The following is a 12,396-nucleotide window of genomic DNA, read 5'->3' on the forward strand; positions in this document are numbered from 1 at the left end:
TGTCGGCACCAACCACCGTTCCCAACGATGAGGATGTGCTAATGAACAACCTTTTACCCGAACTGCATGAGGGACACGCTCCGATCACGCTGCATCTGCTGTTTCGTGATGCATTGGAAGCGTATGACGACTGGGCCGAGGATCCCGACGTTCCCGTCGTTTATCACCTGGGCATGCCAGTCTCCATCGGTGTGGTCTTCGACCATATGCGTGATTGCACCGACATCCTGCCCAACAACATGGTCAGCGCCATTACCGAGCGGCTCACCAAGCCCTGGAGCAGCAGCAACTCGCTGGACGAGATGACATTTTCCACGGCGGCCAGGGTGATGTGCGTGGTCATTCGCAAGAGACAGCTGCAACGCAGCGGCAGCGATATCGGCGTCTTTTTGCGCCGGTTTGAAAAGCTGCGGTCTCCCCGCGCCGAGACTTAAGAATTCTGGCTTTCCAGACCGCTTCCGGCTTTGCCGGAGGCGGCCGCTTTCACATATATGCAACGTAAGTAACGGAAACATATCGCGTTTTAACAGGCTGTGAAAACGACTTGATAGGGCGGGTTGTCCGTGTTTAAACTAATGAATTACAGTGAATGTACCGCATATTGATGAACTGGCGTTGGAGTAGGGGTGCCGAGGTTCAACCATCCAGCCGCGTGATGCGGGGAGGAAATGATATGACGGTTCATGGTCTTTCGCCGTCCTTCAGTCTGCGCGGCGATCAGCCGTTGCAGATCGCCATCGTCGGCCGCGGCTTTTCCGGCCTGATGATGGCCATCGCCCTGTTGAAGTCGGTCAACCAGCCATTCCGGCTGCGTATGTTTGATCCGCGCCCGATCATCAGCGGCGGACAGGCGCTGGCAACGGCGCGCTCCACCGAAATTCTCAACAGCCGCGCCCGCGATCTCTCCGTTTCGACCGGCGAGCCAAAGGATTTTACCCGCTGGCTACAGGCCAATGCCCCGTTTCGCGAAGCCGTGTCGGCTGCAATTCCGGGTTTCGGACAGATTTTCGTGCCAAAGGCCACGTTCAGCGATTATGTCTATCAGCGCTTTTCCGAGGCGCTGGCGCAGCGCACGGATGTGACCGTGCAGATGTCCAACGACGGCATCAGCCATATCCGCCGCAACGATAACGGCCTGTTCACGCTGAGCCTGGCCGATGGCGGCGAGGCGGTCTATGACACCGTTGTGCTTGCGACCGGCTACGGTTTGAAGCCGCCGCTGGAGACAAGCGAGCAGGTGATGGACGCCATTTTGATGGAGCATCCCGAGACCCGGCGGCATGTGGTCGTCATGGGCAATGGCCTGCGCGCCGTCGACCAGGTTCTGCAATTGCGCGATGGCGGCTTTACCGGCCATATCACCATCCTGTCGCGCCGCGGTTTCCTGCCGCAGCCGCATACCCGCATGCCGGCCGACGCCGTCTTCCCGACGCAGCCCATGCCATCGCAGCTGCGCAATATCGTGCGTTTCGTTCGCGACGCCTGCGCCGAAGCTGAAGAGAACGGCTGGAGCTGGCAGGCGGCCATGAACGGGCTGCGCAAACGTGCCCGCACCCTTTGGGCATCGCTTCCCCCCAGCGAGAAAAGACAGTTCAACCGGCATCTGCGTGCGATTTACGACAGCCATCGCAATCGCCTTCCGGCCGATGTACATGCCAGGCTCGAACGTGAATTTGCCAGCGGCCTGACTGAACTCAAGCGCGGAACCACGCTGAAACGCACGGCGGATGGCCTTTTGGTGCGGTGGGCAGGCCAGCCGGCCGAGAGCCATTTTGCAGCCGACGAGGTGATCGACTGCCGCTGCCTGTCGCCCGATCTTCGGGACCCCGTCGTCGCCGACCTTCTGGATGCGGGCCTGGCAGCGACGGACGAACTCGACCTCGGTCTTGCCGTCAACCCCGCAGGCGAACTCATAACGCCAAAGGGCCGCCCCGCCGGTCTCTTCGCTGTCGGCCCGCTCGGTCTCGGCTCGCTGCCCGATATCGATCTTGTTCCCGAGATTGTCACGCAAACCTATGCGGCCGCGACTCTGATCGGCGCCCGGTCTCTGCCGCAGTTGCAGGCAAGCTGATATCCGGTCATGACCCCTGTAATAAGCTGGCCCGAACGCTGCCGTTTCTGAGCCGGGCCACACATTTCCGTTTGAACAGCCGGGTCATCCCTTGCGGGTGTAACGCCTCAAGAAGGCCGCCAACGCGAACGGATTTTCCTTTCACAAGAAAATTTATAGATATTATAATTTTGCGATCCCGGCCGATCCCGGAAAAAATAGGCGCGATGACCCATTTCCTATCAGACCATGCTGGAGACAATCGCATATGAGCCCCGTTCCGGAAAAGATCGACGTTCTCTGGTTTCTGCCGACCCATGGCGACAGCCGTTATCTCGGCACATCGATCGGCGGCCGCAATGTCGATCTCAACTACCTGAAGCAGGTCGCCCAGGCGGCCGACACGCTCGGCTATTTCGGCGTCTTGATCCCGACCGGCCGCAGCTGTGAGGACAGCTGGATCGTTGCCTCGGCGCTGGCGCCGCTGACGGAAAAGCTGCGCTATCTCGTCGCCGTGCGTCCCGGCCTGCTCAGCCCGACGCTCGCCGCCCGCATGACCGCGACGCTCGATCGCATATCCAACGGCCGCCTGCTGATCAATGTTGTCACCGGTGGCGACCCGATCGAGAACAAGGGCGACGGCATCCACTATTCGCACGAGGAACGCTACGAGGTCACCGAAGAGTTCATCAATATCTACAAGGCCGTGCTGCGCGGCGAAGACGTTACGACCAAGAGCAAGCATTTCGATATCGAGGATGCCAAACTTCTGTTCAAGCCGGTCCAGGACCCGCACCCGCCTCTCTATTTCGGCGGCTCCTCCGGTGTCGGCCAGCAGGTTGCTGCCCGCACGATCGACAAATACCTGACCTGGGGCGAACCGCCCGAGGATGTGGAAAAGAAGGTGGCGGAGGTGCGGGCACTTGCGCAAGCCGAAGGCCGCGAGCTCACCTTCGGTATCCGCCTTCACGTCATCGTCCGCGAGACCGCAAAGGAGGCGTGGACCGCTGCCGACGAACTGATCAAATATGTCGATGAGGATACGATTGCCGCCGCCCAGAAGGTTTTCGAGCGGATGGATTCCGTCGGCCAAAGCCGGATGAGCAAGCTGCATGGGGGCAGCAAGGACAAGCTGGAAATCAGCCCGAACCTGTGGGCGGGCGTCGGCTTGGTGCGCGGCGGTGCGGGGACCGCACTCGTGGGCGATCCCGATCAGGTCAAGGCGCGGATCGACGAGTACCGTCAGATCGGCATCGATACCTTCATCTTTTCCGGCTATCCGCATCTGGAAGAGGCGTACCGGTTCGGCGAACTGGTGCTCCCTAACCTTCCTCTCAACCACCCGGTCAAGTCTCACAAGGCGAGCGCCAATACCGGTCCGTTCGGCGAAACCATCGCCGGGGATCACCGTCCTCCGCTCAAGGTGGCGCAATCCTGAGCTGACGAAAACGCTATCGGCGGATTTGTTCGCGGTGGAACGAATAAATCGTAACATTCAACCGTTAACCAGGGCAGTGGCTATACAACAGCCGCTGCCGAAGTCCGGTTGACAAGCTTAAGGCGAGCCTAAAGAGTAAACCGGTTCAAAACGGCAGCGTTGGGGAGGACTTTTGTCTATGCGCGCGTTTATCCGGTTATCAGCACTTGTTCTCGGTGTTCTGGCATTTTCGCCCGCAGTTCAGGCGGCGGAGCAGGGCAGGCATATCGTCACCACGCAGGACGGCGATTATTTCGGCTTCGACCTGCGCACGCAACAGAACGTCTCCCTTGGCGATTGCGAAAAAATCTGTGTCGCAGATACGTCCTGCCGCGCCTTCACCTATAATCCGAAGGTGAAATGGTGCTTTCTCAAATCCGACTATAACACGTTGAACACATTCGCCGGCGCTGTCGCCGGCAAGGTTGTCGATGCTGCCTCGGCAGAACCGGATATTGGCGCGCCCCCGGCCTTGCCGTTCGTCACCGAACAACTGCTCACTGACGCCCGTGCCACCAAAGACAATCTCTCTGTGCTGTCGGACCAGGATGCACTGGGGCTGAAGGGCCGCAAGGACGCGGCCTATCGCGAGCTCGCGGCCGGCAATGTTGCCCCGGCATTGAAAGCCTTTCAGGGCGCGCTCGCCATCACGCCCGATGACGGCGCCTTGTGGATCGAAGCGGCGCGCGCTGCCAATCGCGTTTACGGTAATTCCGATTTTGCCACCCAGGCATCGCTTGCAGCGCTGAATGCCTATCAGCTGTCGCGCACCACGCAGGCGCGGGCAGAGGCATTGGAAGTTCTCGCTACCGCACTGAAAAATACCGAGAATTTTCGGGCCGCACTCAGCGCCTACAAGGCCAGCCTGGCGCTGGTCGAGGCGAAATCCGTCCGGGCCGATTACACGGACCTGCGCTCGCGCCAGGGTTTTCGCGTGACTGAACATAAGATTGATTCCGACAGTGCGACGCCACGCGTCTGCGTCCAGTTTTCCGAGCCGCTGGTCAAGGCCGGTGTCGATTACACGCCGTTCGTTCTCCTGGACGGCGCCACGCCCAAGGCTCTCGAAGCCAAGGGCAGCGAAATCTGCGTCGAGGGTCTGACCCACGGGCAGCGTTACAAGATTGCCTTGCGCTCGGGACTTCCGTCTTCCGTCGAGGAGCCGCTGGAAGCCAATGTCAATCTCGACGTCTACATTCCCGACCGCGCCGCAATGGTCCGCTTTACCGGCGACAGTTTCGTTCTGCCTGGCACGGCCCGCCGTGGCATTCCGATCGTTTCTGTAAACACCGCCAGCGCCAATCTGAAACTTTACCGCATCGGCGACCGCAACATTGCCTCGCTGCTGACGGCCTCGCAATTCCTGACGCAGCTCGATGGCTATAGTGCCCAGCGCATCCAGGATGAAAACGGCGAAATGGTCTGGCAGGGATCGATCGACATTGCGACCGATCTCAACAAGGAAGTCGTGACCAGTTTCCCGGTCGATGAAGCGCTGCCGCAGCGTAAGCCGGGCGTCTATGTTTTGACCGCCGTTTCGGCCACGGGTGCGCGGAACGAATGGGACAGCCAGGCAACGCAATGGTTCGTCATCTCGGATATTGGGCTTTCCACCTATTCCGGGACCGACGGGCTCTCCGTCTTTGCCCGCTCGCTGGCATCGGCCAAGCAGATGGCCGGGATCGAACTGACCTTGCTTGCCAAGAATAATGAAGTGCTGGGGACCTCGACCACCGACGCCGACGGCCGCGCGACATTCGATGCCGGCCTGCTGCGCGGCACCGCCGCCATGACGCCGGCCGTCATTACTGCAAAGAGCGGCGATGACGACTACGTTTTCCTCGACCTGACCCGCGCTGGTTTCGACCTTTCCGACCGCGGCGTCACCGGCCGTGCGGCGCCTGGCGCCATCGACGTGCTGACCTGGACGGAACGCGGTATCTACCGCGCCGGCGAAACCGTGCATGTCTCCGCACTGGCCCGCGACAGCGCCTCGATCGCGATTGAAAAACTGCCGCTGACCTTCATCTTCATGCGCCCCGACGGCGTCGAAGACCGCCGCGTTGTGAGCGACGGTGGCCTGGCGGGCGGCTATGCACTTGATCTGCCTCTGCAGCCCAATGCCATGCGCGGCACCTGGACGGTGCAGATCTTCACCGATCCGAAGGGTACGGCGATCAGCGAGAGGCAATTCCAGGTCGATGACTTCGTGCCCGACCGGGTCGAGTTCGACATGGCAAGCACCGCCAAGCAGATCGAGATCGATACGCCGGTACTGGTGACCATCGACGGCCGCTTCCTCTATGGCGCCCCGGCCGCTGGCCTGGAGCTCGAAGGCGAAGTCGGCCTGAAGCCGACCCGCGAAACTGAAGATTTCAAGGGCTACCTGTTTGGTCTTGCCGATGAAGAGGCGACGGAAGACAGCCGTACGACATTGGAGGGACTGGAGCCGCTCGACGAAGATGGCAAAGCCACCTTCGACGTCACGTTGACGGACGTGCCCTCGACCACGCAATTGCTGAACGCCAATATCACCGTGCGTGTTCAGGAAGCCGGTGGCCGCGCTGTCGAGCGTTCGCTGACATTGCCGGTCAAGCCGGCGGGCGCCATGATCGGCATCAAGCCGGAATTTTCCGGCGATCTCGCGGAAAACGCCGTCGGCAAGTTCCACGTCATCGCCATCGACGAGAGCGGCGCCAAGCAGGCAAAGACCGGCCTGACCTGGAAGCTGCTGCGCGTCGAACAGGACTATCAGTGGTATCGCGACGGCACCGCCTGGAAATATGAACCGGTCACATCCACCAAGCAGGTCTCGAACGGCACCCTGGACGTGACCACGGATGGCGGCGAGATCGCCATCTCGGCCGGTTGGGGCCGCTATAGGCTCGAATTGGAAACCGCCGATACCGACGGCCCGGCCTCCAGCGTCGAGTTCGATTCCGGCTGGTATGTCACCGCAAGCTCGACGGAAACGCCGGATGGCCTGGAGGTTGCGCTCGACAAGCAGAATTACGCGATCGGCGACACCGCCAAGCTGCGCGTGTCGCCGCGTTTTGCCGGCGAAGTCCTGGTGACGATCGGCTCGGAAAAGCTGATCGCCACGCAGACGGCCTCCATCCCGGCCGAGGGCGGCGAGGTCGATATTCCCATCACCGCCGATTTCGGCGCGGGCGCCTATGTCACGGCAACGCTCTACCGTCCGGGCGATGCGCAGGAAAGCCGCATGCCGATGCGCTCCATCGGCATCAAATGGCTGGCTGTGGATCCCGCAGAGCGCAAGCTCTCCGTCACGCTCGACCTGCCGGAAAAGACGCTGCCACGCCAGACGCTGAATATTCCGGTCGCGGTGACCGGGGCAGGGGTGGGCGAGGAAGCCTATGTCACGGTTGCCGCCGTCGATGTCGGTATTCTCAACCTGACGCGCTATGAAGCGCCCGATCCGGCCGGATGGTATTTCGGCCAGCGCCAGCTTGGCCTCGAAATCCGCGATCTCTACGGGCGTTTGATCGACGGCTCGCTCGGAGCGACCGGGCGTCTGCGCACCGGTGGCGACGGCGGCCAGATGGCGTTGCAGGGCAAGCCGCCGACCGAAAAACTGGTGGCGTTCTTCTCCGGCCCGGTTCAGCTGGATGCGGACGGCAAAGCGATTGTCAGTTTTGACATCCCGCAATTCAACGGAACCGCCCGGGTCATGGCTGTCGCCTGGTCGAAGGCCGGCGTCGGGCATGCCTCAACCGATGTCGTCATTCGCGATCCGGTCGTGGTGACGGCGAGCCTGCCGCAGTTCCTGGCGCCCGGAGATAAGGCGGAGCTTCGGCTCGACATCGCCAATACCGATGGCCCTGCCGGCGACATGAACCTGAAGGTGACGAGCAGTTCCTCCGTAGTGATCGATGCGGCGCAAGCCGAGCAGACCTTCAACGTCAAGCCGGGCGGTAAATTCGACCTCACTCTTCCGCTGTCCGGCGTCCATCCGGGTGACGGCGCGATCTCGATCGAGCTGACGAGCGCCGACGGGCTTTCGCTGCAACAGTCGGTTTCGGTTCCGGTCCGGCCCGCAGCCCTGCCGGTAACGACCCGCCACCCCATCACTATCGAGCCGAATGCCAGCCTCAAGGTCGATGGCGATCTTCTGGCCGAAAGCATGCTGCAGGGATCGGCCGTCAGCATCAGCGTCACCCGCTCTGCCGCCTTCGATATTCCGGCATTGCTGACATCGCTCGACCGCTACCCCTATGGTTGCGCCGAACAGACGACCAGCCGGGCGCTGCCACTGCTGTATCTGAGTGAACTCGCCAAGCAGTCCGGCCTGCCGGAGGATGGCGATGTCCAGAAGCGCGTTCAGGAAGCGATCTACCGGGTTCTGTCCTATCAGTCTTCGACCGGTAGTTTCGGCCTCTGGAGCCCCGGTTCCGGCGATCTCTGGCTCGACGCCTATGTCACGGACTTCCTGACACGCGCCCGCGAACAGAAATACCAGGTTCCGGACCAGGCCATGGTGCAGGCGCTCGATAACCTACAAAATGCGCTGAGCTACGATGTGGACATGAAGAGCCAAGGCAATGAGATTGCCTATTCGCTCTATGTGCTGGCCCGCAACCGCAAGGCTGCAATCAGCGATCTCAGATATTACGCCGACACCAAGCTTGCGGAATTCCCGACGCCGCTGTCGAAAGGGCATCTGGCTGCGGCTCTCGCCCTTTACGGCGATGCGCAGCGTTCGCAAAGTATTTTCGAGGATGCGCTGCAAATGTCGATGTCGGCAAGCGATGCAAGCCTTGACCGGTCCGACTACGGTTCGGCCTTGCGCGACGATGCTGCCGTTCTGACGCTGGCAGCGGAAGCCCGGCCGGTGCCAACGATCATCCCGCAACTCGCCAAGATCGTCGCCCGCGAGTGGGAGCAGAAATCCTATACGAGCACGCAGGAGCAGATGTGGACGCTATTGGCCGCCCGCGCCATTCAAGGCGGCGATACCGACCTCAATCTCGACATTAACGGCACACCGCGCAGCGGTGGTTACGCCGCACGGTTGAGCGGCGACGAGGTTCTTGATCAGCCGGTGACGATCACCAACCGGTCGAGCGAACCGGTTGCCGCCGTCGTCACGACGGTTGCGGCGCCCGCATTCCCGCTGCCTGCCGGCGGCAACGGCTTCAGCATCGAGCGAACCTATTATACGCTCGACGGTGAGGAGGCGAATGTCACGCAGGCCAGGCAGAACGAGCGTTACGTGGTCGTCATCAACGCCACGGAAAGCAACACCTGGCCGTCGCGGGTGCTGATCACCGACCTCCTGCCCGCCGGTTTCGAGATCGACAATCCGACCCTTGTCGATAGTGCCAAACTGTCGAACTTCGAATGGATCGGCGAAGTCGAGGCTGCCCATACGGAGTTCCGCAGCGACCGTTTCGTTGCTGCCTTCGACCGGACAGCGGGTGATAACCGCTCGATCACCGTTGCCTATGTGGTTCGTGCCGTGACGCCGGGCACCTATGATCATCCGGCTGCCAGCATCGAGGACATGTACCGGCCGCAATTCTCCGCGCGCTCCGCGATGGGGCGCATGGAGGTTCAGGCGGTCGAATAATGGCTCTCTGGGCAAAAATCTGCGGCGCGTTGGTGGGCTCCGCCCTTCTATGCGTCGCCATCATGTCCGGCCTGGAAGCGGCGGACCACGCCTATCCGCCGCCGCTCGAGCAAGCGCGCACGGTCTCTGCCGAAGTGCTGGATGCGGACGGACAGCTGTTGCGGGCCTTTGCGACGCCGCAGGGCCGCTGGCGGCTGCAGACGACGGCGAAGGACGTCGATCCGCAATTCGTGCGCATGTTGATCGCCTATGAGGATCAACGCTTCTTCGAGCACAAGGGCGTCGATCCCATCGCACTGATGCGCGCCGCCGGGCAGTTCGCGACCCATGGGCGGATCGTCTCGGGCGCCTCAACGCTGTCGATGCAGGTGGCACGGCTGATCGAGCCGCGGGAAGGCCGGTCGTTTGCGGCAAAGTTTCGCCAGCTTGCCCGCGCCGTGCAGATCGAACGCCGCCTGAGCAAGGCCGAAATCCTTGATCTTTACCTCACCCACGCGCCCTATGGCGGCAATCTGGAGGGCATTCGTGCGGCAAGCCTTGCCTATTTCGGCAAGGAGCCCCGGCGTCTGACCGTATCGGAAGCAGCCCTTCTGGTGGCGCTTCCCCAGCTCCCGGAAAAGCGCCGCCCCGACCGTCATCTGAAAGCCGCCGAGACGGCACGGCAACGGGTTTTGGAGCGCATGGCCGTTTCCGCCGTGATCGGCGAAGGGGAGGCGGAACGCGCTGGCCTGACCGCCGTGCCGGAGCGCCGTCTGCAATTGCCGGCCTTTGCAGCCCATGTCGCAGAAGCGGCGCGGCGAAAAGAACCTGCGGTTATCCAGCACCAGACGACGCTGCGCCGGAATATCCAGAAGGGGCTGGAAACCGTCGCCAAGGAGGCTGCCGCGCGCCTTGGGCCCAAGGTCTCGATCGCCATGGTCATGGCCGATGCGCGCACCGGCGAGATTGTCGGTGAACTCGGGTCGGCCGATTATTTCGATGCCAGCCGCTCCGGCTGGATCGACATGACGCGCATTTCCCGCTCGCCCGGCTCGACGCTGAAGCCGTTCATCTATGGCCTCGCCTTCGAGGAGGGGCTGGTGTCGCAGGAAACCATCATCGAAGACCGGCCGGCGGATTTCTTCGGCTACCGGCCGCGCAATTTCGACATGACCTATCAGGGCGATGTCAGCATCCGCCAGGCCCTGCAATTGTCGCTCAATGTCCCTGCTGTACGGTTGCTGGATGCTGTTGGCCCAACGCGCCTGATGGTGCGCTTCCGCCGCGCCGAGGTGAGGCCCATCCTGCCTGCGAACGAGGCGCCGGGCCTGGCCATCGGCCTTGGCGGCTTGGGCATCAACCTGAAGGATCTCGTGCAGCTCTATGCCGGCCTTGCCAATCGCGGTAAGCCGGTCCGTCTTGGCGACGGGATTCGCGAGCAACCGGGCCCAATTGAAAACGAACCGCTTCTCGACGCCGTTGCCACCTGGCAGATCGCCGATATTCTTTCGGGCGTGCTGCCGCCGGCAGGCGCCGTCCAGCGCGGTATCGCCTACAAGACAGGTACGAGCTACGGCTACCGCGATGCCTGGTCCGTCGGGTTCGATGGCCGCTATGTGCTGGGTGTCTGGGTCGGCCGTCCGGACAATGGCGCGGTCCCGGGCCTGACAGGCTACGGCATGGCGGCGCCAATCCTGTTTGACGGCTTTGCCAAGTCAGGCGTTGCCATGACGCCGCTTCCGCGTGCCCCGGCCGGTGCTGTTCGCATCGCGCAAGCCGAGTTGCCGATCAGCCAGCGCCGGTTTTCCTTAAGCGCCAATGGCCTCGTTTCCGCCTCCATCCGGGAAGCCGCGCCGCAGATCGTTTATCCGCCGGAAGGCGCCCGTGTGGAACTGGGGGTCGATACCGACGGCGTGGCGATGCCGCTTGTGCTCAAGCTCCAGGGCGGGCGGGCACCCTTCCGCTGGCTTGCCAATGGCAAACCGCTTCCCGAGACGTCGCGGCGCCGTGTCAATCAATGGGTACCGGATGGCGCCGGCTATTCCACGCTGACCGTCATCGATGCCGCCGGGCGGGCCGCGAGCGTGCGGGTTTTTCTCGACTAGAATCACCGGAATTGTTTCGGTCGAGCCGCCATCAGGCCGGAACTGGCAACTCCGAATTGTGCCCTATCAGGAATGGGGATTCCCGAACATCGTCTCATGATTTATCAGTGAGACATGATTCGATCCGATCTGATTCGAAACCGCGCCGGGGGGACACCCAGTTGCGATGACATTGACGGAGGCATATTGTCTTTTCCGCTTCCCTTGGCCGTTCGATATGCGCTTGCCGGCGTCGTCCTGACGCTTGGTCTTGTCGGCTGCGGAGCGCGCGACGGCGTGAGATTGTCCGATACTGCAACGACCGTGCCGACCGAGACGGCCTTTGCGCTGCCGGGACCGGGCGGGCCAGCCATCGTCAATATCGTCGAGCGCAGTTTCAGCAACGCGACCCAGCAGGACATCTTCCTGTTCACATCCGCCTCGACGCCCGGCCAGAATCTCATGCGTGTCCAGCTGTTCGGTCCGGTCGGATTGAAATTCGATGGAACGAAGTCGCTCGGTTACAGCTCTGTCCGCGCCGGCGATATTGCTAGGGAAATGCGCCGTGAGCTTCCGGGCGTAGCACTCCGGCAATCACCGATCTACATGCAGAACAATTACGGGCCCTTCAGCTATGCCTATGGGCGCGGCCGCGGCAACGATGCATGCCTCTATGGCTGGCAGCAGATCCGCTCGCCCGACAATGCCAGAACGGCCTTCCAGAACCAGGGCACGATCCAGGTCCGGCTGCGGCTTTGCGAAGAGAATGCCAGCGAGGAAAAGCTGGTCAGCCAGATGTACGGCTATACGATCCGTGGCGCATTCAATACGGCCACCTGGAACCCCTATGGCGCGCCCCAGAGTGTCGATCCGGCTTTTGGCCGGACTGGACATCCGATCTATCCGAAGGTCGATGACATCCGCGGCAATCTGATGCCGGAAGTCCCTGCCGAGCGGGTTCGCCCCGCTGTGCGGCCGCGCCAAGTGGTTGTCGCGAAGGAAAAAATCGTGCCAATCAAACAACCGGCGCCGGAAGAAACCATTCCTTTACCAACATCGGGGGATATGAAGGGGATTGTTGTTCCGTCCCCTGATTGTGTGAGCCAATCGGCGGGTGCCGGGCAATGCAAGTAACATCGGCATGATCCGAATTGCCGGTTGCAGTTTGAGTTGACCATGGCGTTTTGAGGGCGTCCGCCGGCACTGACGTGTCACC

General features: G+C 61.9%; 6 protein-coding genes. All 6 read left to right on the plus strand.

Annotated features, from left to right (window positions below; all coding sequences use genetic code 11):
- The first annotated feature begins 41 nt into the window (after positions 1–41).
- The 6 genes from ASD32_RS03785 (at position 42) to bcsN (ending at position 12,314) form a co-directional block, all read left to right on the plus strand.
- Positions 42–434, plus strand: coding sequence for a hypothetical protein (locus ASD32_RS03785; RefSeq protein ID WP_060636572.1), 393 nt, complete (start codon positions 42–44; stop codon positions 432–434).
- Between the two features lie 239 nt (positions 435–673).
- A complete protein-coding gene (locus tag ASD32_RS03790) occupies positions 674–2,071 on the plus strand; it encodes an FAD/NAD(P)-binding protein (RefSeq protein WP_060636573.1) in 1,398 nt (465 codons plus the stop codon).
- Positions 2,072–2,318: 247 nt separating this feature from the next.
- The gene (ssuD, locus tag ASD32_RS03795) at positions 2,319–3,488 is read left to right on the plus strand and encodes an FMNH2-dependent alkanesulfonate monooxygenase (protein ID WP_060636574.1); all 1,170 of its coding nucleotides are present in this window, start codon (positions 2,319–2,321) and stop codon (positions 3,486–3,488) included.
- A gap of 178 nt (positions 3,489–3,666) precedes the next feature.
- Positions 3,667–9,117 carry an alpha-2-macroglobulin family protein gene (locus ASD32_RS03800; protein ID WP_060636575.1) on the plus strand — a complete coding sequence of 1,817 codons (5,451 nt, stop codon included), beginning with the start codon at positions 3,667–3,669 and terminating at the stop codon, positions 9,115–9,117.
- 62 nt (positions 9,118–9,179) lie between these two features.
- Positions 9,180–11,201 carry a penicillin-binding protein 1C gene (gene pbpC / locus ASD32_RS03805; protein ID WP_244490105.1) on the plus strand — a complete coding sequence of 674 codons (2,022 nt, stop codon included), beginning with the start codon at positions 9,180–9,182 and terminating at the stop codon, positions 11,199–11,201.
- 186 nt (positions 11,202–11,387) lie between these two features.
- Complete coding sequence (gene bcsN, locus ASD32_RS03810) at positions 11,388–12,314, plus strand: cellulose biosynthesis protein BcsN (protein WP_060636577.1); 927 nt, start codon at positions 11,388–11,390, stop codon at positions 12,312–12,314.
- Positions 12,315–12,396: the final 82 nt, after the last annotated feature.

Origin of the sequence: Rhizobium sp. Root483D2 (genome assembly GCF_001426685.1) — a bacterium.
GTDB classification, from domain to species: domain Bacteria; phylum Pseudomonadota; class Alphaproteobacteria; order Rhizobiales; family Rhizobiaceae; genus Pararhizobium; species Pararhizobium qamdonense.